The sequence below is a fragment of the Adhaeribacter terreus genome (assembly GCF_042657365.1).
Taxonomy (GTDB): domain Bacteria; phylum Bacteroidota; class Bacteroidia; order Cytophagales; family Hymenobacteraceae; genus Adhaeribacter_A; species Adhaeribacter_A terreus.
In genome coordinates this window covers 312,809-338,911 of the sequence record NZ_JBHSKT010000001.1, presented here as the reverse complement: position 1 = coordinate 338,911, position 26,103 = coordinate 312,809, and the positions used below count along the sequence as shown (strand labels likewise).

Here is a 26,103-nt window from a genome sequence, read left to right as displayed (position 1 = left end):
TTTATGTTGAAACCGATAGCGTTTTTATCTGAAAGTAAATTTTTATCTGGAAGTAAATTCAGATTTGCTAGATAACTTTTGATTTCCATTTTGAAAGTCATTTTTTCACCTTAAAACCATAGCGTTTTTAAAGCTGAACGTTGCATTTCGAAAAAAAAACGAACAACGAATAACGAGCAACGAACAACGAAATAATAAGTACCTTTGCCTTGGAGTTCGTGGTTAACTTTGAACTCATAACTTTAAACTCATAACTGAAATAAATATGTCGAACGGATTTTTTAATGTACCTACGCCGGTAAACGAGCCTGTAAAAAGCTACGCGCCGGGTTCCAAAGAAAGAGAAGAACTGCAGAAAATGTACAAGGAGCTGAAAGGTCAGCAACTTGATATTCCGATGTACATTGGCGGCGAAGAAGTTCGCACCGATAATAAAGTAGCTGTTACACCGCCGCACGATCACAAACACGTATTGGGTCATTTCCACCAAGGCGAAGCGGAGCACGTTACGCAGGCTATTAATGCTGCTTTGGCAGCACGTGAAGAATGGGCGAACATGCCTTGGCAAAGCCGCGCGGCTATTTTCCTGAAAGCGGCTGAATTACTGGCTGGTCCTTTCCGTGCTAAAATGAATGCGGCAACCATGCTGGGCCAGAGCAAAAATGCGTACCAGGCTGAGATCGATTCTGCTTGCGAGCTGATCGACTTTTTCCGTTTCAACGTGAAGTTCATGACGGATATTTACAACATTCAGCCGGAAAGTGCGCCGGGCATCTGGAACCGTTTAGAGCACCGTCCGCTGGAAGGTTTTGTGTTTGCACTTACGCCTTTCAACTTTACTTCTATTGCGGGTAACTTACCGGCGGCGCCTGCTTTAATGGGCAACGTGGTGGTTTGGAAACCTTCTAACACGCAGATCTATTCGGCGAACGTGTTGATGGAATTGTTTAAAGAAGCCGGCGTTCCGGATGGCGTTATTAACCTGGTTTATGTAGATGGCCCAACGGCTGGTGATGTAATTTTCAAGCACCGCGATTTTGCTGGTATCCACTTTACCGGTTCTACGGGCGTATTCAACAACATCTGGAAAACCATTGGCGAGAACGTTTCGCGTTACCGCGGTTACCCAAGAATTGTGGGCGAAACCGGTGGTAAAGACTTTATTTTAGCACATTCTTCGGCTAATGCCAAAGAAGTAGCGGTGGCTATTTCGCGCGGTGCTTTCGAATTCCAGGGCCAGAAATGTTCGGCGGCCAGCCGCGCTTATATTCCTTCCAACATTTGGGAAGAAGTGAAAGGCTACGTGTTGGAAGACCTGAAAGACTTTAAAATGGGCGATCCGGTAGATTTCAGTAATTATATTAACGCGGTGATCGATGAGAAATCTTTCGATAAACTGGAGAAATTTATTGAAGCGGCGAAGAAAGATCCGGAAGTGGAAATTATTGCCGGTGGTAAATGCGATAAATCGAAAGGTTATTTCATTGAGCCGACCATTATTCTTTCCAAAGATCCGGCTTACGTAACCATGTGCGAAGAATTATTCGGCCCGGTACTTACAGTTTACGTGTACGAAGAGAAGAACAATTTCGAAGACACGCTGATGCTGGTAGATTCTACTTCGCCTTATGCGTTGACGGGTGCAGTTTTCGCGCAGGATCGTTATGCGATTGAGCTGGCAACTAAGAAACTGGTGCACGCGGCGGGTAACTTCTACATCAACGATAAGCCGACCGGAGCCGTAGTTGGTCAGCAGCCGTTTGGTGGTTCGCGCGCTTCGGGTACCAACGATAAAGCTGGTTCGGTGTTCAACCTGATCCGCTGGACTTCTACCCGCACGATTAAAGAAACCTTCGTGCCGCCGGTAGATTACAAATATCCGTTCCTGGCGAAGTAATTTCGTTTCGACTTTTTAGTGCTGAAAAGCTACCGTTTTCTGAAAAGGAAGGCGGTAGCTTTTTTTTTACAGAACCTACTAAAAGTCTGAATACACAACAAATAAAATATTCATTATCAAATAGTTACACTTGAAAATATTTCAGCCAACAAGTCTAATTATAAAAATTATTTTTTTGTTGAAAGATTTAAAAGCAATACCTTTCACCTATTGTTAATGATCTAAACCAAAATACTATGAAGAACTGCTCTACATCGCTTTTAGTTTTGCAATTTTTCTTAGCCCTTATGTTTGCAAGTTTTCAATCAGAAAGTTTCGGACAAGAAAGCAGGCTAAGACTTTATGAATTTCAAAATAAAACTCCTATTCAATATGGTCATCTAGGAACAAGAACTAATTGGGTTGTTTCAAGGCCAGGATCGAGCATGAATTATGGTTATGTTTCCAATGGCTGGCAGCATAATTCAAATTCAACTTATATTCATGATTCAAAGGGAAATGTAATTGAACGTTTAATTCAGACTCCAACAGGTCAAAACATGTATCAATATCAATATTTCTATGATAGTACAGGGTTTCGTATTCAGGAAACTGGAGATATGTGGCGCAATAATGCTTGGTATGCAGGTGATGGAACTCGTTACGTTCTTACTTATGACAGTCAAGGTAATCTTACAGAGATTATTTTACAAGAACGTAAAAATATGGGAGCAATTACTTGGAACAACAAAGACCTACACGTCTATGGATTTGATAATCAAAATAGAGAAGACAGTTATGAATACAGTGTATGGAATTCAAACCTAAACGTTTGGGAAAAAAAATCGCGAATCACAAATTATTTATACAATTCAACAAACAAAATTACTTCCTATATTACTGAAACCTACGTTAATAGCAACTGGCACCAAACGTACCGCTACACTAATTTAGCTTGGGAAAAAAAAAGTGGGATGCTTGTGGATGGCCTTGTAAACTTTTCCAGGGAAATCTGGAACAATGGAAACTGGGTGAATGAATCTAAATATTCGAAAGTATACGATACCAATGGAGGTTTTAAAGAAACTATTCAAAGTTTTAAAAATGGGAACTGGGCAAATGACTTTACCCAATTCGTTGAACAAGACTCTCTTTTTAATGTAATTGGCATTGGCTCAGAGACATGGCAAAACGGGAATTGGGTATTGAGCAATCATCATAAATTTCTTCATACTTATAGTCCTAACCAAGATATTTTAGAAACACGATCTCAAATTTATCAAACTAATACCCAAACATATAATTTTAATCAACGCTGGGTTTATTCAAATTTTCAATATTTTTCTATTACCGGCATCAAAAATGAAGTTCCACAGGAAATTTCAGTTAGCATTTACCCGAACCCAACCCAAAATCTGCTCAACATAGACCTTCTGGAAAATACGCAGATAGTTACTGCCCAACTTACAGACGTAACCGGTAAAGTAATTTTAACACATCATTTCAAAGCTTCGGAAGCAAAAAAACTAAACTTAGAAAACCTGAAACCAGGAATTTATTTACTGAAACTCGAAACAGAGAAAGGTCAGACAGTTCGAAAAATCCTAAAAAACTAACAAACAGACTTTTTAGTGCCAAAAAGCTACCGTTTTTTGAAAGAGAACGGTAGCTTTTTTATTGTCATGACAGGCAACAAATTCGCGAGTTTCTGCATCTGCATTAAGTCGGTTGTAAAATATTTTCACGCGGCTAAGGGTATCAAAAATTTCTTTTGTCTTTAGCTTCAGAAACCGGGAAATGCCTGCAACGGAATTGCTTAAACCGGCGTCATGATCTTGATTGATGCTGCCTGAACTATGAAAAAACTTTTACTGCTTTTGTGCCTGGTAGCCGGCTTTTCCGGATGTGCTTTTGCGCAAACTACTTTCAGCTTCGATAGCATCTGGGCGCCGCCTTATATCTGCCAGGCAAGCGAATTTGATGTGGAAGTTTTCGGAATTGTGGCCGATGGCAGTATTCAGTATGGCACCCAGAGTTTTTCGGTAAGTAACGATACCATTTATGCCAGATTCAATTTTATTTCCGGTGCGGGTCCGGCAATGCCATACCCTCTTTACCGTATAATAAATGTGCCGGCGCCCTCAATCTTCGGGCAATATAAAGTTGTGGCACAAGGCATTTTTAACGGGCAGGTGCAACAAACCATTACCTCCCGGATCTCCATTTGCTCGGGCGTTTCGGGAATTCAGGAAACTGCAAAAAAAGTGCTCCCTATTAAACTTTTCCCTAATCCGGCGCAGGAATTTTTAAACCTGGAAACCGCTGAAATTCACAGCCCTGCTTTGGTAGCTACTATAAAAGACCTGACCGGAAAAACCCTGCTTACAGAAAAGCTACAACCAAACAGGAAAAATCAACTGTCAATTGCTGCGCTGCCGGCCGGTATTTATGTGCTGCAATTGCAATCAGAAGAAGGTTTGGTGGTACGGAAATTTATGAAACAATAATTCTATTCCAGGCAGTTTTTCGGCTTAAAACCCTACCGTTTTGGTTCCAAAAAGCACTTTTTCAGCCGATTACTCAGAAAACAGACTGTTCGCCACATTTTAGCCACTTTAGCAGATCAATTACGTTATTTTTAGTTATTGTCAATTCATCTCTCTTTTTATGACTGCATTATTTACTTCCAAATTTTTAACAGCGGCGTTTACCGTATTGCTGCTATCTGGCGCTGACAACAACGTTATGGCCCAGGAAAATGCACTAAAATTCCGGCCCGGAAAACTAACGATAAAACCATCTGATAGCCAATACAGCAGCCATGCCAGAACAAACGGAATGGTTTCGAGGCCGGGTAACAGCATGGATTATACAGTTGATCCCAGCAGCGGCAACTGGCAGCTTCAGTCCAGCAGCACCTATACCTACGATTCGCAGGGCCGCTTAACGCAACGCCTTTACACAACCCCGGCTTCGGGCCAGAACCTGGGGCGTGAAAGAACCACTTACGATGCAAAAGGCAACGAAACTGAATATCTGATCGAAGAGTGGGACGGCACCGCCTGGCAACTGACAGATGGCTATAGAACCCTGATCACGTATAATACAAAAGGCAACAAAACCGAACTTATTTACGAGCTCTGGGATAGCAACAACGGGATTTGGGCAAAAGATGGCCGTGAACAAACTGTTTACGATGCCAACGACCTGGTGACCAGCCTCACCTATTCTGTTTGGGATGGAACCGCCTGGGAATTAGACGACCGGATTCTTGTAAGTAACGTGGGGGGCGTAGCAACCAGTGTAAATATGCAGGATTTCGACAATGGCGTGTGGGTAGATACCTATCGGGGCCTGAATCTGACCTGGCATGTACTGCACGAAATACCTTCCGCTTATATATTGGAAGCTTTCGACAACGGCGTGTGGGTGAAGGACGAAAAATATTCTTCGGTTTATGATGCCAATGGTGGTCACGTTGGCATTTATGAAGACTGGACCGGCACTGCCTGGATAAATTCTTCGCGCGAAACCGAAACCTACGACAACAATAAAAATTTTACCGGCTGGCTGGAAGAAAGCTGGAATGCTACAACAAGCACCTGGGTATATAATGGTGAAGAACGCCAGGTGCTAACCTATTCGGGCATTGATGTAACGGAACGGATTTACCAGGACTCCTGGGGCACCGGCACTTCTACGCTGGTAAACCGCTATAAAGAAGTTTACAGCAATTTCCAGCTCTTCAATGTTTCCGGAGTCAAAAATCTGCTGGCCGAAACAGCGGTGAACGTTTTCCCGAACCCGGCTACCAATGTAGTTATGGTTTCTATTCCGGAAAACAAAGGCGCTTTTACCGCTACTATTGCTGACGTAACCGGTAAAATCTGGCTTTCCCAAACCTTCCGGGCCGGGGCAGAAAATGCTTTGAATATGGAAGCTTTACCAAAAGGAATGTACCTGCTGCAATTGCAAACGGAAGCAGGTTCAACCGTAAAGCGCATTATAAAGCAATAATTCTCAACTGACTTTTTCACCTCAAAAAGCTACCGTTTTCCAGAATAAAGGAAGGCGGTAGCTTTTTTGTTTTAGGAAAATAGAAAACCGGCAACAGTGTTGTATTATTGACATTTTAAAGCACTATCTTGAACTATGAAAAAACTGGTGCTCACTTTTCTGATTTTACTTGCTTGTTTTCAGGTTGAAGCCCAGTTTTATACTGGCATAAAAGGTGGCCCGAACATATCCTTCTCAAACACTACCACTAATTATTGGACGAGTGAAAGTTTCCAGAACTATAAAGTGAGACACACAATAGGTTTGGTTGCGGGTTACCATTTTGTTAAACAAAAATTCAGCGTTGAGATCCGGTATAATGACCAGTACCACGCCAGAGTAATGAATTTTGGAAAGTCTCCTTTCTACCCAGACCCACCGCAAATAGTTATAAAACACCACGGCTCAGCAGCCTCTTTATATTTTAAAGCAGTACTGAATAATCCGGAGGCTAAATTTAAAATCCGGACCATGTTGGGTGGAAGCCGGTACTACCCCTACCCTTTTCTGGATCATATTAAAAACCCCTGGCGAGATCACCTGAATGGCTACTATTATATTTTTCCTTATTCACCGGATAAACCAGAATACTTTGCTATTAAAACGAGTGGTTTTGATTACGTAGGAAATATGAAGAAAATCTGGCTATTCCATACCGGCCTGGAAGTTGAGACGCAGCTTTATAAGAACATCAACTTTTCATTAGGTGTTGAATATCAAATTGGCACCCGGCCGGTTAGTCTCGTAAATTTCGAATATACCTATAACTACCAGTTTCAACCGGGCGAACAAACGGGTACTGTCAAAGAACCTTTTGAAACCGGCAGTGTCATATCCAGAGCGGAAGCGCTTAATTTAAACCTGGAGTTGACTTACAGTTTTAGCAAGCGGAAGAAACAAGAATAGGCTTTGCACCAAATTTTCCAGCATAAAAGCTACAATTTTCCAAAATTCAGGAAGGCGGTAGTTTTTTTGTTTTCAGGAGCTTATAGAAAAACCGTAACCCTGACTTTTTCCAACCAAAACCCTAGCGTTTTGCAAAGCTTATTCAGAATCATTCTATTCCAACTATTAGCTTGTAATGTTTATGATTAATCTCTAATTTTGCTCCCAAATTTTGGCCTTAGACCGTATTTTAAAATGGAACAAGCAACATATATCCCTTACGATTACCTCCCGATCATTGTGCAGTTTCTGGCTGCGCTGGGTTTCGTGGCATTTGCCATGGGCGTGACCCACTTAATTGGCCCGAAACGCCATTCTAAAGTAAAAGACGATGCCTGGGAATGCGGTATTCCAACTGTAGGAAACGCCCGTACGCCAATCTCTTACAAGTATTTCATGACCGCGATCCTTTTTGTACTTTTCGATATCGAGATCATTTTCATGTACCCTTGGGCCGTGAATTTCAAGGCTTTAGGTACCGAAGGATTTATCCAGATGATCACGTTCATGGGCTTGCTGATGGCTGGTTTTGTGTACGTTATCAAAAAGGGTATCCTGAAGTGGGAATAAACCGGCAGGTAGTAAACTTTTAAAAACGCTGCTGTGTTGAAAAGAGGGCAGATTTAAGCCCGGTTTTTCAAATTTAGATTACAAGTTTTATGAGCAATTCGAATAGCAATATTAAAATGATCGAAGCACCAGATGGCCACGAAGGCGCTGGATTCTTCGCTACAAGTCTGGAAAAAGTGGTAGGTATGGCGCGTAAAAACTCGCTGTGGCCGCTGCCTTTTGCTACCTCCTGCTGCGGTATCGAGTTTATGGCTACCATGGGCTCGCACTACGATATCTCCCGTTTCGGTTCCGAACGCCCAAGTTTTTCCCCTCGCCAGGCCGATCTGCTGATGGTTATGGGAACAATCGCAAAGAAAATGGCGCCGATTGTAAAGCAGGTTTATGAGCAGATGGCGGAACCACGTTGGGTTTTAGCCATGGGCGCCTGCGCTTCTTCGGGTGGTATTTTCGATACGTATTCGGTATTACAAGGCATCGACCGCATTATTCCGGTTGACGTGTATGTGCCGGGTTGCCCGCCGCGTCCGGAAGCCGTTTTAGATGGTTTGCTGCGCGTGCAGGACTTAGCTGCCAACGAATCGTTGCGCCGTCGTAACTCCCCTGAATATCAGGAACTTTTAGCTTCTTACAACATCAAATAAGCATGGCCGAACTTACCAATCAGGCAGTTTTAGAGCGCTTACAGCCAACTTTCGGACAATATCTTTCCGATGTACATGAGCCTTACGGCCTGCTGACAGTTACCATTCCCCGCGAGCAGATAATTCCAATGCTGGAGTTTCTGCACGCGGACGAATTACTGCAAATGAATTTCCTCACCACCATGTGCGGCATTCATTACCCAAGCAACAAAGACCAGGAACTGGGCATGATCTACCATGTTCACAGCCTGGTTCACAACGTTCGCCTGCGCATCAAGATCTTCTTCCCGATTGCCGACCCGGTAGTACCAACTGCCACCAGGCTTTACGCCACCGCTAACTGGATGGAGCGTGAAGCTTTCGATTTTTACGGCATCAAGTTCGAAGGTCACCCAAATCTGATCCGCATTCTGAACGTGGAAGACATGGATTACCACCCGATGCTGAAGCATTATCCGCTGGAAGACGGCACCCGGGAAGATAAAGTAGACCTCTTCTTCGGAAGATAATTTCGTTGCTCGTTATTCGTTGTTGGTGAAAGCTAAAAATCTGAAATGAACATCGAAACCGAGAAACTTCAGGAAGAGACAATTAAGTGAATTAGTTACCAGGTTACCAGTTAATGGTTTCATTTCGAAAACCAACAACGAACAACCAACAACTAACAACCAAATAAAAATGGCAGACATTAAAAAGGCAGAAGAAGTGAAACACCCGGTTAACCAGGTGCACGGTTCACTTCAGACTGTCGATACCTTTAATAACGAACTTACCACGCTGAACCTGGGTCCTACGCACCCGGCTACGCACGGTATTTTCCAGAATATCCTTCAGATGGACGGTGAAAAGATCGTTTCGGGCGTGCCCACGATCGGTTACATTCACCGCGCCTACGAAAAGATCTGCGAACGTCGTCCGTTCTACCAGATCACCCCGCTTACCGACCGCATGAACTATTGCTCCGCCCCGATCAACAATATTGGTTGGTGGCTGACGGTAGAAAAACTATTGGGCGTAAAAACTCCGAAGCGCGCCGACTATATCCGGGTTATAGCCATGGAATTAGCGCGTATTACGGACCATTTGATCTGTAATTCCATTCTGGGCGTAGATACGGGTGCATTTACCGGTTTCCTTTACGTGTTCCAGGAACGCGAAAAAGTTTACGAAATTTACGAAGAGATCTGCGGCAGCCGCTTAACCACCAATATGGGTCGGATCGGCGGTATGGAACGCGACCTCTCTCCTATTGCCATCGAAAAACTGCGCAAATGGTTAGATGAATTCCCGAAAGTATGGGCTGAGTTCGAAAGAATGTTCAACCGCAACCGCATTTTCATGGACCGTACCCAAAACGTGGGTGGCATCACTGCCGAACGCGCCTTGAATTACGGCTTCACCGGACCAAACTTACGCGCTGCCGGCGTCGATTACGACGTACGCGTAATGAACCCATATTCTTCTTACCAGGACTTCGATTTCGAAATTCCGGTTGGTTCCAAAGGCGATACGTACGACCGCTTTATGGTTCGGAACGAAGAAGTTTGGCAGAGCTTGCGCATCATCAAACAAGCGCTGGAAAACCTTCCGGAAGGACCTTACCACGCCGATACCCCGGAATATTATTTACCGCCGAAGCAGCAGGTTTACCGCAACATGGAAGCCCTGATCTACCATTTCAAAATTGTGATGGGTGAGATCGATGCGCCGGTTGGTGAAGTTTACCACAGCGTAGAAGGTGGCAACGGCGAACTTGGTTTCTACCTGGTTTCCGATGGTGGCCGCACGCCGTACCGCATGCACTTCCGCCGTCCGTGCTTCATTTACTACCAGGCTTACCCGGAAATGGTGATCGGCACACAGCTTTCGGATGCGATCGTGATCCTGAGCTCCATGAACGTAATTGCCGGCGAATTAGACGCTTAATTTACAGTGAAATAAGAACAGAAAACGGTAGGCAAAACGGATATAAAAGTCAGAAACTCTACCGGAAACTGGTCACTGAAAACTGAATAAAAATGGTTGATTTTAAAGATAAATCGGAGGTTAAATTCTCCGAAGCCGCTCAGAAAGAAATAGAACGCTACATTAGCCACTACCCGGCTGACCGTAAAAAATCGGCGGTTTTGCCGGTGCTTCACATTGCGCAGGCGGAATTTGGCGGTTGGGTTAGCCCGGCGGTACAAGATAAAGTAGCCGAAATTTTAGGCATTGAACCAATAGAGGTATACGAAGTTGCGACTTTCTATACCATGTTCAACCTGAAGCCGGTTGGAAATTACGTGCTGGAAGTTTGCCGCACCGGACCTTGCATGCTGCGCGGCTCCGACCAACTGATCGAGCACATCGAAAACCGCATCGGCTGTAAAGTTGGCGAAACCTCACCAGACGGCATGTTCACCCTGAAAACGGTAGAATGTTTAGCCGCCTGCGGCATGGGACCAATGCTCCAGATCCACGAAGATTACCACGAAAACCTTGATCCGGAAAGCATGGATAAACTGCTCGAAGATCTGCGAAATAAAGCTGCTGCGAAAAAAAGCAACTAAGCAAAAACGCTACGGTTTCCCGCTGAAAAACTCACCTGAAAACGGTAGGGTTTTAAGCAAAAAAACTGCTGGTCGTCCCGAGCATTCCTGAGACGAGAGTCGAAAGGACCCAGCGCAGCTGACGAGGGAACTTATAAAGCCAGCACCTGAGAAAAACGCTACCGTTTCGATCAGAAAAACTCAGAAAAAGCTAACTAAAGAACGCTAGCCTTTTCACCTGAAAAACCCGAAGAACTACCCAATAAAACGGTAGGCATTTCGGCAAAAAAACGAAGAACAAACTTCCGGCAACGGAAAAACCATAAATTTTAAAGTCCTGATACTTGTACATTGATACTTGTATCTGAGCAACGCGAAAAAAATGGGAGTTAAAATATTAACCGAACATATTAACGTACCAGGCATCAACACCTACGAAACCTACCGCAAAATGGGAGGTTACCGTTCGGTGGAGAAAGCCCTGAAAACCATGACGCCCGACGAAGTGGTTGAGGAAGTAAAGAAATCCGGTCTGCGCGGTCGCGGAGGCGCCGGTTTCCCGACGGGTATGAAGTGGAGCTTCCTGGCAAAACCGGAAGGTAAGCCACGCTACCTCGTTTGCAACGCCGACGAATCAGAACCAGGTACTTTCAAAGACCGCGTTCTGATGGAGAAAATCCCTCACGCGTTAATTGAAGGTATGATCACGTCTTCGTACGCGTTAGGTGCCAGAACTTCGTACATCTACATCCGCGGTGAGCTGATGTTCGTGTTGCGCATTCTGGAAAAAGCAATTGCGGAAGCGTACGCGAACGGCATGCTGGGCGAAAACATTTTAGGTTCCGGTTATTCCTTAGACTTACACGTGCACCCGGGCGGTGGCGCTTACATTTGTGGCGAAGAAACTGCTTTGCTGGAATCGCTGGAAGGAAAACGTGGTAACCCGCGTAACAAACCGCCTTTTCCGGCAGTTTGGGGTCTTTACGGCTGCCCTACCGTGGTAAACAACGTAGAATCTATCGCGTCTGTGCCCTGGATCGTGAACAATACCGGCGATGAATACGCGAAAATTGGCGTAGGTCGTTCAACTGGTACCAAACTGATCTCTGCCGGCGGACATTTAAATAAACCGGGCGTTTACGAAATCGAATTAGGCTTACCGGTAGAAGAATTCCTGTACTCCGACGAATATTGCGGCGGTATCTGGAAAGGTCGGAAGTTCAAAGCTGTAGTTGCCGGTGGTTCATCGGTTCCAATTCTTCCTGCCGAATTATTCCTGAAAACAGCCGAAGGCGTTCCGCGTGTAATGACCTACGAATCTTTATCGGAAGGTGGTTTTGTGAGCGGTACCATGCTGGGCTCCGGCGGTTTCATTGCCATGGACGATACAACTTGTATTGTGCGCAACACCTGGAATTTCTCCCGCTTCTACCACCACGAATCCTGCGGACAGTGCTCGCCTTGTCGCGAAGGTACCGGCTGGATGGAGAAAGTGCTTCACCGTTTAGAGCATGGCCACGGCAGTATGCACGACATCGATCTGCTGGTTAGCATTTCGAAACAAATAGAAGGAAATACCATTTGCCCACTCGGCGATGCTGCAGCCTGGCCGGTTGCCAGTGCAGTGCGTCACTTCCGCGAAGAATTTGAGTGGCACGTGCGCAACCCGCAGGAAGCGACCAAACCGGGCGCTGTTTTCAACAAATCGGAAGCGGTGCTGGCTTAGAAAAACGCTAGGGTTTCGGGCATAAAAACTCGAAACTATTAATCATTCTGATTGAAAGCGAAGAAACTTGTTACCTATTTGTAGAAAGCTTTCTACTGGCAGCCAACGAGGTCCTTCACTAGCGTTCAGGATGACAAAGAATTTAAAAGGTTTTAAAGAAAACGCTAGGGTTTCAGGCTTAAAAAGTCAGAACCCGAAAATAAAAACGCCAGGGTTTTGGCCTTCAAAAGTCAAACGCTGCGCTGAATTAAATAGATTGAGTAAAGTTTTGCTGTTTGCTGAGGTTCGGGTTTAAAATTCGAACAACGAATAACGAGCAACGAACAACGAAAATAAAATGGCTAAAATAACTTTTGACGGCATTGAGGTAGAAGTGGAAGATGGCACCACTATTCTGAATGCTGCCCGCAAAATTGGTGGAAATGTAGTGCCACCTGCCATGTGCTACTATTCTTCTTTAAAAGGCAGCGGCGGTAAATGCCGGGTTTGCCTGGTAAAAGTAACTGCTGGTTCAGCCAAAGATCCGCGCCCGATGCCTAAACTGGTTGCCTCGTGCATTACGCCGGTTCAGGATGGTATGGTGGTTGAAAACACGCTATCTGAGCAAGCCATGGAAGCCCGCAAGGGAATCGTGGAAATGTTGCTGATAAACCACCCTTTAGATTGTCCGGTTTGCGACCAGGCCGGTGAATGCGACCTGCAAAACCTGAGCTACGAGCACGGAACGGCTGGCACCCGCTACGAAGAAGAACGCCGTACATTCGATAAAATTGACATCGGTCCACTTATTCAGCTGCACATGACGCGCTGCATTTTGTGCTACCGTTGCGTGTACACCGCCGACCAGTTAACCGAAAAACGCGTTCACGGCGTATTAGGCCGCGGCGATGCCTCCGAAATTGGAACGTATATCGAGAATTCCCTGGAAAACGAGTTTATTGGTAACGTAATAGATGTTTGTCCGGTAGGTGCGTTGACCGATAAGACTTTCCGCTTTAAGAACCGCGTTTGGTTTACCAAGCCGGTAGATGCCCACCGCGAATGCGAAACGCCGGGTTGCTGCGGGAAAGTGGTACTTTGGAGCCGCGGCGAAGAAGTATTGCGCGTTACAGCCCGCAAAGATGAGTACGGCGAAGTGAAAGAATTCATCTGCAATACCTGCCGTTTCGATAAAAAAGAAATGAGCGACTGGACCATTGAAGGCCCGCGCCACATTGCCCGTGCTTCGGTAATTGCGGCCAACCATTACGAACTGCCAATTATCAATCCTCACGTAGTTTCAGATCTTCCGGAACACGTTGTAGATACGCAGGTTCAGGATCAAAAATAAATCGTTGATCGTTATTCGTTGCTGGTTGTTCGACAAAAAATAGAATTGTTGAATTTTAATTTTAGGCTTAGTTTCAATTTCTAATTCCTAATTATTAATTTCTAATTAAACGAAATGGAATTTCTGTTAGAACCTTTTACCATAAATGCCCTGATCATCCTTGGGATCTTCGGAATCACGCTGTTTATTGCTACGTATTGCACTTATGCGGAACGTAAAATTGCAGCCTTTATTCAGGACCGGATCGGCCCAAACCGCGCTGGTCCATTTGGTCTGGCACAGCCGCTGGCCGATGCGGTAAAAATGTTCTTCAAAGAAGAATTCATCCCGGCCAATGCCCATAAATTTTTGTTCATAGCAGGTCCTTCTTTGGCGATGTTAACGGCTTGTATGAGTTCAGCGGTAATTCCGTTTGGCGATACGCTGATCATTAATGGCAACCATATCCGCGTGCAGGGCATCGAAACGAACATTGGTATGCTGTACATTTTTGGTGTGGTAGCGCTGGGCGTTTACGGCATCATGATCGGTGGCTGGGCTTCCAACAACAAATTCTCGTTATTAGGCGCTATCCGGGCCGCTTCGCAGAATATCAGCTACGAACTTGCTATGGGTCTTTCTATCATCGCACTTTTAATGATGTCGGGCTCGCTTTCTTTAAGAGAAATCACGTTGCAGCAAGGCGGGGAATTTCTGGGTCTTTCGGGCTTGAACTGGAATATTTTCTACCAGCCGCTGGGCTTCATCATCTTCTTAACCTGCGCCTTTGCCGAAACTAACCGCACGCCTTTCGACTTACCGGAATGCGAAACGGAGCTGATCGGAGGCTATCATACCGAATATTCAGCCATGAAACTGGGCTTATACCTGTTCGCAGAATACGTGAATATCATTGTAGCTTCGGCGGTAATGAGCGTGCTTTACTTCGGAGGTTTCAATTTCCCGGGCCAGGATTGGGTTAGAGCGCACATTTCAGATGATCCAACTTTAGCGCACAACCTGGTAACTATTCTGGGTGTGGTGGTCTTCTTCGGAAAGATCTTCGCGTTTATTTTCTTCTTCATGTGGGTTCGCTGGACCTTGCCGCGTTTCCGCTATGATCAGTTAATGCGCCTGGGCTGGAAGATCTTAATTCCATTGGCAATCTTCAACGTGGTTCTGACCGGAGCAGCAATCCTGTTCTGGCCGCAACTAAAAGCAATGTTTTAAATTTTAAACCGAAAGGAGCATTATGCAACCTTTAACCAATAGAGTAAAAAAACTGGAACCAAAGGAAATGACTTTCGCAGAGAAAGCTTATTTACCGGCTATTTTCCAGGGGCTTTCCATTACCATGCGGCACTTTTTCAAGAAAAAAGCTACCGTTCAGTATCCGGAAGTTGTGCGCCCGATGAGTAATATTTTCCGCGGCCTACACGTGCTGAAACGCGACGAACAGAACCGCGAACGCTGTACCGCCTGCGGACTTTGTGCCGTAGCTTGTCCGGCAGAAGCAATTACAATTGTGGCCGGCGAACGCGTGAAAGGCGAAGAGCATTTGTACCGCGAAGAAAAATACGCTGTTACCTACGAGATCAACATGCTGCGCTGCATTTTCTGCGGCCTGTGCGAAGAAGCTTGTCCGAAGGAAGCCGTATTTTTACAGAACGATAAAATTACGCCACCACGCTACGAACGCGAAGAATTCATCTACGGCAAAGACCGTTTATTGGAGCCTTTGAATACGGAAACCCACAAAAACACGAAAGACAATATTAACTACCAATACTAATATTAGTGATTAGTGAATAGTGATTAATGATTAGTAATTCCAGATTCTGACTTTTTTGGTTGAAACCCATAGCGTTTTCAATCTCAAAAATTCAAATTATCTGATTTTACTAAAACTAATCACTAATCATTAATCACTAATCACTAAAAAAGATGATCCAGAACGTTTTCTATTTCCTGACCTTCCTGACGCTGATCAGCGCTTGTATGGTGGTATTTTCCCGGAACCCGGTTTATTCGGTTTTGTTCCTGATTCTGACGTTTTTCTCTATTTCAGGACACTACATTTTGCTGAATGCGCAGTTCCTGGCGGCGGTTAATATTATTGTTTACGCCGGTGCCATCATGGTATTGTTCCTGTTCGTGATCATGTTCCTGAACCTGAATAAAGAAAACGAAAGCCATAAATCGAACCTATCCAAATTTGCGGCAGTAATTTCTGGAGGTGTTTTGCTGGTAATTATGGTAGCGGCTTTGAAAGACGTAGATACTGGAGGCTATAAAGTTGAAGGCTTCAATTCACAGATAGGAATGGTGCAGAACCTGGGTATGGTACTTTTCAAACAATATCTCCTACCGTTTGAGCTTGCTTCGGTGCTGTTCTTAGTGGCTATGGCCGGTGCGGTAATGCTGGGTAAAAAAGAAACCGGCGAACGTCATTTTTAAATTTGAAAAACTTTTTTTGAGAACCGGCTGCGAAAACGTAGCCGGTTTTTTGTTTTTAAAAACCGCAGTTACCCTTTTACAAATTATGTTTCATAAACATTTTTTGCTTACTTACAGGCTATAATATCTCATCATGCTTATGCCTGACTCCGCGCTCGAAAAGCCCAACTTCACGGTTTGCTATGAACCTAATAATTCCTTGCTACGCGTAAGCTGGCAAGGCTTGGTTTCGGAAGAAGAACTGAAGATCGGTTACGAAACCGTGCTTAATTTATTAAGGGAATCACCGGTGAACCGCATCCTGATCGATTTCTCGAAACGAAAAATAGCGTCCCAAAGCAACCCGCAATCTCTCTTCGGAGAAATATTTCTTGAAGCGCTACACATTATTGGCAACACCGTTTTCCTGGCACTTGTGGTTTCGCAGGAAGAGTATTTTTTAACTACTGCTGCCAGCCGCTTCGAAAATTTCCATCAGGCCGATAACCATTATGTGATCACCGAACAGTTTCTAACGAAGGCAGAAGCAGAAGCCTGGTTAGCCGAAGCCTGTTAAAACGCTATGCTTTTGCACTGAAAAACTCGCATAATTTCCCATTTCGTTAAAAGAAGATTGCCGATAAATTGTGTAAAATAGAAAAATGCGGATAACTTTGCGGCTGCATTTTTTACGCAATTAACCCAACGTAACCGCGCGAGCGATTATCGGCTATGAACGAAATTCCTGAGGTCATCCGGACCATTCCGTTAAATTATTACCTCTTCCTGAGCACGGCGCTCTTTGTAATTGGGGTGACGGGCGTTTTACTTCGCCGCAATGCCATCATCATTTTCATGTCTATCGAGTTGATGCTGAACGCAGTAAACCTGCTTTTAGCCGCTTTCTCTGCCTACCGCTCCGATCCGAACGGTCAGGTTTTCGTGTTTTTCATTATGGCGGTAGCCGCGGCAGAAGTCTGCGTGGGTCTGGCCATTATCGTAATGATCTACCGGAATTTGCAGAGCACCGATGTGCATTTGCTCAACAAACTAAAATGGTAGGCTTTTGAGCCTGAAAAGTATAACGTTCATTTTTAAAACCTTATAAATGCAACAAATTCAAGTACCGGAAAACAACGCAGCCATGGCGCTTATCTGCCTGCTGATCCCGTTGTTGCCGTTTATTGGCTTCGTTATTAATGGCCTGGGCAACGGTAAACTTCCAAAATCATTGGTTAGCCTGGTGGGTTGCGGCAGCGTCTTCATTTCCTTCCTGCTTTCCATTTACCTGTTCATCAGCTTCGAATCTGGCTCGGCCGGTTATACCACCGAAGTTTTTAACTGGATCAAAGTTGGTTCGTTGAGCATTCCGTTCGCCTTCCAGATCGACCAGCTTTCGCTGATCATGCTGCTGCTGGTAACGGGCGTTGGTTTTGTAATTCACGTGTATTCAGCGGGTTACATAAACCACGATCCAGGTTTCGGTAAATTCTTTGCCTTCCTGAACCTCTTCATTTTCTCGATGCTGCTGCTCGTAATGGGCGCCAACTACGTAATGATGTTCATTGGCTGGGAAGGTGTCGGTCTTTGCTCCTATTTGCTCATCGGTTTCTGGAATAAAGTAACGCCATACAACAACGCCGCCAAGAAAGCCTTTATTATGAACCGCATCGGTGACTTAGGCTTCTTACTTGGTATCTTCCTGATTTTCATGACCTACGGCAGCGTAGGTTACGCCGAAGTTTTCGGCAAAGCAGCAACCATGTCGGTTTCTTCGGAAATGATCACGGCCATTACGCTGTTGCTTTTTGTGGGTGCGATGGGCAAAAGTGCGCAGCTGCCGCTTTACACCTGGCTTCCGGATGCAATGGCTGGTCCAACCCCGGTTTCTGCCTTAATTCACGCTGCTACCATGGTTACCGCCGGTATTTACATGGTGCTCCGTTCGAATGTGCTTTATACCATGGCGCCAATCACGCTGGAATTTGTAGCCATCATAGGTTTGGCCACTGCCGTTTTCGCTGCTACCATTGGCCTTTTCCAGAACGATATTAAAAAAGTGCTGGCCTACTCTACCGTTTCGCAGTTGGGTTATATGTTCCTTGCCCTGGGCGTGATGGCTTACAGCACTTCTTTCTTCCACGTTTTAACGCACGCATTCTTCAAAGCCCTTCTTTTCTTAGGCGCCGGTTCGGTAATTCACGCCATGAGCGGCGAACAGGATATGCGCCACATGGGTGGTCTGCGCAAAGCGTTGCCTATCACGTTCATTACTATGCTGATCGGTACGCTGGCCATTTCGGGTATTCCGCCGTTTGCCGGTTTCTTCTCTAAAGATGAAATTTTGGCGCACGTTTACGAGCACAACAAGATCATGTGGGGCTTCGGTCTGCTGGCTTCTTTCATGACTTCGTTCTACATGTTCCGCTTAATGTTCCTGACCTTCTTCGGAGGTTTCCGTGGTACGGAAGAGCAGCGCCACCACTTACACGAATCGCCGAAGAGCATGACCATTCCGCTTATTATTCTGGCCATTCTTTCTACCATTGGTGGTTTTATGGGCTTACCGGCGGTATTCTCCGAAAATCATAGCTTAGGTAATTTCCTGGCGCCACTTTACGCCAATGCTAAACTTGTAAATCCGGGAGCTTTTGGTGAACACCACATGGATCATTCAACAGAATACATGCTGATGGGAATTTCAGTGGTAGTAGCTTTGGTTGCAGCGCTGATCGCTTATGTAATTTTCGTGAGCAAAAAATCAGTACCAGCTGCTGAAGGAACCGAAACCGGCCTGCACAAACTGGTTTACAACAAATATTACATCGATGAGATTTACGATACCATTATTGTGAAACCAATTATGGGACTTTCAACCGGCCTATACCGCTTCGTGGAAAAAGGTGTGATCGATCCGGTGGTAAATGGTTTTGCGAAAGTTACAATGGGTGGCGGTCGCAGTTTACGCGTGCTGCAAAGCGGAGCAATCGGTTCTTACCTGCTTACTATGGTTTTGGGAATTATCCTGATCCTGGTGCTGAATTTTATCATGCGCTAAGTTTGATTTAGAGATTTGAAAATTCAGATCGAAGAATTGAAAAACACAGATTGAAATTTAATGGAACGACCGTCACAAAACGCTATCGTTTTCAACATAAAAAGTCCTGATACTTGTGTCTTGATACTTGTGTCAAAAAATTAAAAGTCCAGATACTAGCTTCTAAACACTAGTGTCCAGAGCAATTAAAAATAGAAAATGTTAACTGCACTCTTACTTTTCTGGCCGGCTTTAGCTGGTTTACTGGTACTGTTACTGAAAGGCGAAGCTGCGAAGAAAACGGCTTTCGTCGCGGCAGTCATCGAGTTTCTGATCGCGGTTTACGCCATGGTTTCTTTTGAACCCAACGCCGCTACCCAGTTCGAAATAAACCAGCCCTGGATCCAGAACGCCGGCATCAATTTCCACATTGGCATGGATGGCATCAGCTTGCTGCTGGTATTTTTAGCGGCCTTTTTGATCCCGCTGATCATTCTTTCCACGTTCAAACACACCTACAACAACGCCGGTACTTTCTACGCCCTCATCCTGTTCATGCAAACCGGTATGATCGGTTCGTTTGTGGCTTTAGATGCGTTTCTGTTCTATTTCTTTTGGGAAGTTGCCTTAATTCCGATCTACTTTATTTGCGGTATATGGGGCGGTGAACGTCGCGTACCGGTTACTTTTAAGTTCTTTATCTATACCATTTTCGGTTCGTTGTTCATGCTGGTTGGGTTCGTTTACCTGTACTTCCAGACGCCCGGCACACACACTTCCGATATTTCCGCTTTCTACCAATTAGCTTTATCGCCGGAAAATCAGAGTTGGGTTTTCTGGTTCATTTTCATAGCGTTTGCCATTAAAATGCCGGTTTTCCCGTTCCACACCTGGCAGCCCGATACCTATACCGAAGCGCCAACCGCCGGTACTATGCTTTTATCAGGTATCATGCTGAAAATGGGTATTTACGGCGTTATCCGTTGGTTATTACCGGTAGTTCCTGCCGGCGTGGCACAGTGGGCTGATGTAGTTTTAGTTTTAGCCATCATCGGAATTATCTACGGCGCCATCATCGCCATCCGTCAGAACGACTTGAAACGCTTAACCGCTTTCTCTTCTATTTCGCACGTTGGTTTAATTGCTGCCGGTTTATTTACGCTGAACATTCAGGGCATGCAAGGCGCGATGGTTCAAATGTTGAGCCACGGTATCAACGTAGTTGGTATGTTCTTTTTGATCGATATCATTTTCCGCCGGACTGGCACGAGAGAAATCAAAGCGCTGGGAGGTATTACCCAATACGCGAAAGCCTTCACCATCTGCTTCATGATCATGTTGCTCGGAACGGTTGCGCTGCCTTTAACCAACGGTTTCGTAGGCGAATTTCTGTTGCTGCAAGGCGTTTTCCAGCATAACTACATTATGGGTGCCGTAGCCGGCGTAACCATTATTCTGGGTGCGGTTTATTTACTCCGCATGTTCCAGCGCGTAATGTTCGGCGAAGCGAATTCCGTAACTGCTATGTTCAAAGACCTGACCGCGGTAGAATTAGCCGTTTTAATTCCACTGATCATCATGGTTTTCTGGATCGGTCTTCACCCAAATACTTTCCTGCAAATTTCAGAACCGGCGGTACAAAACTTACTGACCATTATTAAAAGGTAGATTCGGATTTTCGATGTTCGAATTTTCGAAGTCCGGACATTGAAAGCAATTTGACACTTTATTTATTACGAATAAAAGAACTTCGATTTTAGATAACGCCTTGTTCCAGCTTTAAAGAAAGACGAACATACGAACATCGAAAATTCGAACAATCGAAATAAAAAATGACTTCAATAATACTTTTATCAGTTTTCGGCATCATTAACCTTTTCCTCGGCTTCCTGAAGTCGAACAAGATCATTTTGCCGGCGGTAATTCTTTTCCTGGCCATTGTTTTCGGCGTGAATTTCCTGGACTGGAATAACCCGCAAAGCTATTTCAACGGCATGCTCACCATCGATAATTTTGCGGTGGCTTTCAGCGCCATTATGGTGCTTTCGCTGGTGCTGATCATTCCTTTTTCCCACAAATACATCAGCGAAGGCAATCCGCATTTAGCTGAATTCTTTTCCATCCTGATGTTCTCGCTGGTAGGCGGCATTATGATGGTAAGCTACGAAAACATCATCATGCTTTTCCTGGGCATCGAAATTCTTTCCATTGCCATGTACGTGCTGGCCGGAAGCCACAAAAAAGAACTCCGCTCTAACGAAGCTGCGCTGAAATACCTGCTAATGGGTTCATTTGCAACCGGTATTTTATTATTCGGCGTTGCCCTAATTTACGGCGCCAGCGGCAGCTTTAACATTACCGAAATTGCTTCTTTCTCCGCAAATACTACTGCAACTGGTTTAATGCCAATGATGGAAGTCGGCGTTTTATTAGTATTGGTTGGGATCAGCTTTAAAATTGGCGCCGCCCCGTTCCATTTCTGGACCCCGGACGTTTACGAAGGCACTCCTACCCTGTTCACGGCTTACATGAGCACCGTAGTAAAAACCGCCGGTATTGCCGCTTTTTACAAACTGGTTTGGGCCGTTTTCCCGGGTTTAAACGAATTCTGGTACCCGACTTTAGTAGCCATAACCGTTCTGACGTTAATTATTGGTAACGTTGGTGCCGCCGTACAAGCCAGCTTTAAACGCATGATGGCGTATTCCAGCATCGCTCACGCCGGTTACCTGTTAATTGCCTTAACTTCTTTCAACGATTATTCACAGAACGCCATTTTATTCTACGCGCTGTCTTACACCGTTGCCACCATTGCCGCTTTCGGAGTTTTAAAACTGGTTTCTGACCAGCGCGAAGGCGAAACCTACGAAATGTTTAACGGCTTAGGCCGCACGAATCCATTGCTGGCTTTCTCGATGACCGTTGCGATGTGTTCTTTGGCCAGCATTCCACTTACCGGTGGTTTCTTCGCCAAGTTCTTCATCTTTGGTGCTGCTATCGAAGCCGGTGCGGTTTGGTTAGTGGTAGTTGCCATTTTAATGTCGGCGGTGAGCATTTACTATTACTTCCGGGTGGTAATGGCCATGTACATGAAAGAACCAGCCGGCGAAAAAGTTGCCGTAGATGGTTTTGCAGCTTTCATGCTGATCGTGCTGAGCATTTTTACGTTTGTTCTGGGTCTCTTCCCGGGCTGGTTTAACAATTGGTTATAAGAAATTCTCCTGCCGGAAAACGGTAGGGTTTTGAGCTAAAAAAGTGCGGCTGGTAAAATGTTCCGGTCGCACTTTTTTTGTTTACTCAGTTTCTTTGTCTGGAAAGAAAAAAGCCTGCTCTTAAAGCGCAGGCTTTTCTAATTATATTATTCCTATTATTTAAAAACGCTATAGAAAATGCGAGAAAAAGTAGGAAATACCGCAGCAGCTTTAAACCAAACAGGAAGGCGGCAGAAAGCAACCCGGTTTTCCTACTATTTACTATTTAAACTCTCACAAGAATATAGACAAGCATTTTTCCCAAACGGTTGCCTAACTTTATACAATTAGTGAACTTTTTTTTGCCGTATGTGAAATAAAAAAGCCTCCGCAGCAACTGCGGAGGCTTTTTTTAAAAACGGTAGGGTTTTCTTGCTAAAAAGTAAAAAAAACGCCCCTAACTAACGAGACAGAATAACCGGCCTGATAAAATTTCCCTTTTCGGTAGTAACCCGAATGAAATAAGAACCAACCGGCAGATCACCCACGTTAATTTCGGTTTTCCGGATCCCTGATGGCAGATCAATTTCTTTTAAAATTATTCCAAGAACCGAGACCACCGAAATTTGCTGTGCCTGCCCCTGTCCGGTCAGTTCAATTGTGATCTTATCGAAAGCCGGATTCGGGTAAATTCTGAAAACGTTTTCGGCTAGTTCCTTAACGCCACTCACCACCGAAATGGTTTGCTGCACTTCGCCGGTACAACCGTTAGCACTCATGCCGGTTAATTTCACGGTATAAGTGCCCGCTTTGCTGTATTGGTGCATTGGGATTGGAAGCATTGAAGTATTACCATCACCAAAGTCCCAGGCAAGGTTGCCGGTTCCTGTATTCTGCGCTGTGAACTGATAGGTTTGGGCAGCAGTAGCAGCAAAAGTAAAATTAAGGTTCGGTAAGGTATTCGTAATTACAGCCTGAAGGGTATCGTTGGCTCTGGAAGTATCGGTGGCAAGTGCCGAATAAATTTTCAACTGATATGTTCCTGCAGTACTCAGATTTGCTTTAGTAGTAAAGCAAAAACTTACGGTTTGTCCCGCCGCCAACGGCGTTCCGGAAAACAGTTGGGTAACCGGGGCCAGGTTATTAAGCTGATAGGTAACCGGGAAATTGGTTTCTGGCTGGTTGCCATGATTGGTAACCTGCAGGCAAACATTTTCGGCAGCTTTTAAACTACAGCCTGTTTGAGGCGAACTAAGCAAAGCAACACCAATATTATGAACCGGAAAAGGTGGATTTATTAATCCAATATCATCCAGGGCAATGGCGCCGGTGGTGCCATTTTGAGCCCGGAACCGCAAACGGATCACTTTACCGGCATAAGGCAATAATGAAACGGTTGCTTTCAACCAAGGATCAGCCCGAAGCCCTTGCTGGGAGCCGTTCAGATTGAAAACGTTCAGATTCCAGGTTCCCCCGTCGTTTACATCTACTGCTAATGAACCGGACCCAATATTGAACATGTGATACCAGAACTCAAGCGTTGGGTTATTTACATTGGTAAAATTTAAACAGGGCGATTCCATACTAGCAGTAGCACCGCCGGGAATAGTATAAATTACGTTTACATAAAGGCCGCTGCCCGAGGTATGGTCAAAGGTTGGACCTACGTTGGCCAATTGCCTCGTAGAAGCCGAAGAAACCCGCCATTCAATATTATCATTCGTTGCATTACTCCAGCCATTCTGAAATACGCCGGCTAAAACTTCGTTATTGGCCATTAAAGGTAAAAAAGTATCGAAATTCTCGGTATGGGGGATAACCGAAATACCATTGCCAAAATTTGTAACAGTTACCCTGGTAGTATCATTCAGCAATTGTGCATCAGTGGGTAGGCTTGTCCATGCTTTCAGAATAAAACCGGAAAGCGCGCTAAGGTTAGCTTTCGAAATGAAATTCAAGTGAATGGTATCGCCGGCAGGTATGGTCCGGTTAATAATTTGAGTACCTCCAATCACTCCATTCACCGCAAAACCCACCGGAAAATTGCTTTGAGAAGTAGTGCCATAGTTTTTCACCACAATGCCTACCGTTTCTGTTGTGCCCAAACCGCAGGAACTTTTGGGGCTGATTATTTCGCTCACGCCAACATCAGTCGGGCCGGGAGGCGGCATAATGGTAACGGTATAATCTTCGGTTTCGCCGCTACTTGCCTGAAAACATGCCTGATTTGCCTGCGGAATCAGGTTCGGTTGGAAAGTCCGTATGCGCATGCGGGTACTTCCCAATGGAGCATTTACCGGTATAGCAATGTTTCCATTAAGGATTATCCCGGTCTGCACCGCAGATTGGTACACAAATTCATCGGTGTTGTTAAACTGAAGATCGTGATTAAAGTCTATCCAGACCCCTATCGCCAGATTGGCTCTGCCTAGACCTATAGTGATTGGGTTTGCACTACCCCGCTGTAACGAAGTGCTTAAATGAGAGTAATCGGCGAATCCGCCCGGGGTACAACTGCTGGAGTTATTAATTGTTCCTAAAATTACCGACGTAATATTATGATCAGAACTCCCCAAAGTGCAGGCAAATTGATAGAGCCCAACGGAACAATACTGCGTCTGGCCAACTACATTCAGGGTATAATCTTCGGTTTCTCCATTATCTTCGAATCTACAAGCATCGCTAGCCTGAAATCCGGATAAACTCGAAGATGACCGTACCCGCATACGTTTATTCCCTGGCGTAATATTTTGCGGAATTGTGATCGTCCCGATTATTTCAGCAGGCCCGCCAACACTCCCGGCATCGCCTATTATAAATTCACCTATATCATCAAAATCAAGATCATTATTATAATCTACCCAAACCGCTGCTGCACCCGCGTTGTAGGCTACCGTTACTTCTAACGGATAAGTAACTCCCATCTGCACCGTTGTGCTCATCGAAGTCCGGTTTACAAAGCCGGAACCACTATTACAAAAAAGGTCATTCGTATTAATGGTATTAAGCTTTACAGCTGATATCATGGTTTGCGTGGTACAACCAATATTATAAAGATCTGTGCAATACTGTGTATTTGGCAGCACGTTCAGGGTATAATCTTCGGTTTCACCAAAAGCAAATTGCGAACAAGAACTTCCAGCTACCATTAAGGCATTTTTTACCGAACGCACCCGTAACCGGGTCTGGCCCAGCACAGCGGAGCCGGGAATAGGAATTTGCTTCGTGTAAAGTTGGGTACCAGTAGTAGGCGTGGCATAAACAAATTCCCCGGCATCGTCAAAATCAAGATCCTGGTTGAAATCGATCCAGACCCCAAAGCCCTGCGCTGAGGCTGCATTGGCCTGCACTCGAAGCGTATAATTATTATTCCGGTTTACATTGGCAGTTATCGCTGTAAAATCAGAATATCCGTTCGTTCCGCAGGTAGTTGTTAAATTATTTATCGTACCAAAATCAAAGCGGTCAATCCGGTCGTTAGCCGAACAGCCGGTCGAGTATAGATTGGTAGTGCAATACTGTGTCTGCCCAAAAGTTTCAGGTAAGGCCAAAAGCCAGAACAGCCAGATAAGTAGCAGGAATTGAAGATCAGTACATTTTCTTTTCATAGGGTGAGTTTGTTATATTTTAAATAATAAACAGAAGCCAGGAATTAGAAAGAGCCGGAAATATTATCCTTGTTTGAAAATTGATAACTACAAAAGCAAAATACCAAGCCATAGAATCATTCACTATGAATACCAGTGACTTTCACAAAATTGCAGACAACTCATTATTCAAACTGG

At 44.9% G+C, this 26,103-nt stretch carries 22 protein-coding genes; 21 read left to right on the top strand and 1 reads right to left on the bottom strand.

The window, feature by feature from the left end; all coding sequences use genetic code 11:
- The first annotated feature begins 265 nt into the window (after positions 1-265).
- The 21 genes from pruA to ACFPIB_RS01390 all read left to right on the top strand — a co-directional run bounded on the left by pruA (position 266) and on the right by ACFPIB_RS01390 (position 22,339).
- A complete protein-coding gene (gene pruA / locus ACFPIB_RS01490; protein ID WP_378015644.1) occupies positions 266-1,897 on the top strand; it encodes an L-glutamate gamma-semialdehyde dehydrogenase in 1,632 nt (543 codons plus the stop codon).
- 236 nt (positions 1,898-2,133) lie between these two features.
- The gene (locus ACFPIB_RS01485; protein WP_378015643.1) at positions 2,134-3,492 is read left to right on the top strand and encodes a T9SS type A sorting domain-containing protein; all 1,359 of its coding nucleotides are present in this window, start codon (positions 2,134-2,136) and stop codon (positions 3,490-3,492) included.
- Between the two features lie 240 nt (positions 3,493-3,732).
- Positions 3,733-4,383: a T9SS type A sorting domain-containing protein gene (locus tag ACFPIB_RS01480; protein ID WP_378015642.1), complete on the top strand. Its 651-nt coding sequence runs from the start codon at positions 3,733-3,735 to the stop codon at positions 4,381-4,383.
- Positions 4,384-4,543: 160 nt separating this feature from the next.
- A complete protein-coding gene (locus ACFPIB_RS01475) occupies positions 4,544-5,893 on the top strand; it encodes a T9SS type A sorting domain-containing protein (protein WP_378015641.1) in 1,350 nt (449 codons plus the stop codon).
- A 135-nt stretch (positions 5,894-6,028) separates the two neighbouring features.
- Positions 6,029-6,838, top strand: a complete 810-nt coding sequence (locus tag ACFPIB_RS01470) for a hypothetical protein (protein WP_378015640.1) — start codon at positions 6,029-6,031, stop codon at positions 6,836-6,838.
- 234 nt (positions 6,839-7,072) lie between these two features.
- Positions 7,073-7,447, top strand: coding sequence for an NADH-quinone oxidoreductase subunit A (locus tag ACFPIB_RS01465; RefSeq protein ID WP_378015639.1), 375 nt, complete (start codon positions 7,073-7,075; stop codon positions 7,445-7,447).
- A gap of 89 nt (positions 7,448-7,536) precedes the next feature.
- Positions 7,537-8,091 (top strand): NADH-quinone oxidoreductase subunit B, encoded by a 555-nt coding sequence (locus ACFPIB_RS01460; protein WP_378015638.1) that lies wholly within the window; start codon positions 7,537-7,539, stop codon positions 8,089-8,091.
- Positions 8,092-8,093: 2 nt separating this feature from the next.
- The gene (locus ACFPIB_RS01455; RefSeq protein ID WP_378015637.1) at positions 8,094-8,600 is read left to right on the top strand and encodes an NADH-quinone oxidoreductase subunit C; all 507 of its coding nucleotides are present in this window, start codon (positions 8,094-8,096) and stop codon (positions 8,598-8,600) included.
- Between the two features lie 169 nt (positions 8,601-8,769).
- Positions 8,770-10,017, top strand: coding sequence for an NADH dehydrogenase (quinone) subunit D (nuoD, locus tag ACFPIB_RS01450; RefSeq protein ID WP_378015636.1), 1,248 nt, complete (start codon positions 8,770-8,772; stop codon positions 10,015-10,017).
- Between the two features lie 92 nt (positions 10,018-10,109).
- Positions 10,110-10,640 (top strand): NADH-quinone oxidoreductase subunit NuoE family protein, encoded by a 531-nt coding sequence (locus ACFPIB_RS01445; protein ID WP_378015635.1) that lies wholly within the window; start codon positions 10,110-10,112, stop codon positions 10,638-10,640.
- A 361-nt stretch (positions 10,641-11,001) separates the two neighbouring features.
- Positions 11,002-12,345: an NADH-quinone oxidoreductase subunit NuoF gene (gene nuoF / locus ACFPIB_RS01440; protein WP_378015634.1), complete on the top strand. Its 1,344-nt coding sequence runs from the start codon at positions 11,002-11,004 to the stop codon at positions 12,343-12,345.
- Between the two features lie 130 nt (positions 12,346-12,475).
- Positions 12,476-12,640 carry a hypothetical protein gene (locus tag ACFPIB_RS01435; RefSeq protein WP_378015633.1) on the top strand — a complete coding sequence of 55 codons (165 nt, stop codon included), beginning with the start codon at positions 12,476-12,478 and terminating at the stop codon, positions 12,638-12,640.
- A gap of 42 nt (positions 12,641-12,682) precedes the next feature.
- Positions 12,683-13,675: an NADH-quinone oxidoreductase subunit G gene (locus ACFPIB_RS01430; RefSeq protein WP_378015632.1), complete on the top strand. Its 993-nt coding sequence runs from the start codon at positions 12,683-12,685 to the stop codon at positions 13,673-13,675.
- A 114-nt stretch (positions 13,676-13,789) separates the two neighbouring features.
- The gene (gene nuoH, locus ACFPIB_RS01425; protein ID WP_378015631.1) at positions 13,790-14,884 is read left to right on the top strand and encodes an NADH-quinone oxidoreductase subunit NuoH; all 1,095 of its coding nucleotides are present in this window, start codon (positions 13,790-13,792) and stop codon (positions 14,882-14,884) included.
- A 22-nt stretch (positions 14,885-14,906) separates the two neighbouring features.
- A complete protein-coding gene (locus ACFPIB_RS01420) occupies positions 14,907-15,446 on the top strand; it encodes a NuoI/complex I 23 kDa subunit family protein (RefSeq protein ID WP_378015630.1) in 540 nt (179 codons plus the stop codon).
- A 152-nt stretch (positions 15,447-15,598) separates the two neighbouring features.
- Entirely contained in the window at positions 15,599-16,111 is a 513-nt protein-coding gene (locus tag ACFPIB_RS01415) for an NADH-quinone oxidoreductase subunit J family protein (RefSeq protein WP_378015629.1), read from the top strand.
- A gap of 139 nt (positions 16,112-16,250) precedes the next feature.
- Positions 16,251-16,667: a hypothetical protein gene (locus tag ACFPIB_RS01410; protein WP_378015628.1), complete on the top strand. Its 417-nt coding sequence runs from the start codon at positions 16,251-16,253 to the stop codon at positions 16,665-16,667.
- A 155-nt stretch (positions 16,668-16,822) separates the two neighbouring features.
- A complete protein-coding gene (gene nuoK, locus ACFPIB_RS01405) occupies positions 16,823-17,152 on the top strand; it encodes an NADH-quinone oxidoreductase subunit NuoK (protein ID WP_378015627.1) in 330 nt (109 codons plus the stop codon).
- 46 nt (positions 17,153-17,198) lie between these two features.
- Positions 17,199-19,148 carry an NADH-quinone oxidoreductase subunit L gene (gene nuoL / locus ACFPIB_RS01400; RefSeq protein WP_378015626.1) on the top strand — a complete coding sequence of 650 codons (1,950 nt, stop codon included), beginning with the start codon at positions 17,199-17,201 and terminating at the stop codon, positions 19,146-19,148.
- A 198-nt stretch (positions 19,149-19,346) separates the two neighbouring features.
- Positions 19,347-20,795, top strand: coding sequence for a complex I subunit 4 family protein (locus ACFPIB_RS01395; RefSeq protein ID WP_378015625.1), 1,449 nt, complete (start codon positions 19,347-19,349; stop codon positions 20,793-20,795).
- 164 nt (positions 20,796-20,959) lie between these two features.
- Positions 20,960-22,339 carry an NADH-quinone oxidoreductase subunit N gene (locus tag ACFPIB_RS01390; RefSeq protein WP_378015624.1) on the top strand — a complete coding sequence of 460 codons (1,380 nt, stop codon included), beginning with the start codon at positions 20,960-20,962 and terminating at the stop codon, positions 22,337-22,339.
- A 440-nt stretch (positions 22,340-22,779) separates the two neighbouring features.
- Here the strand turns inward: ACFPIB_RS01390 and ACFPIB_RS01385 are convergent, their stop codons facing one another.
- A complete protein-coding gene (locus ACFPIB_RS01385; RefSeq protein ID WP_378015623.1) occupies positions 22,780-25,926 on the bottom strand; it encodes a GEVED domain-containing protein in 3,147 nt (1,048 codons plus the stop codon).
- Positions 25,927-26,103 lie beyond the last annotated feature (177 nt).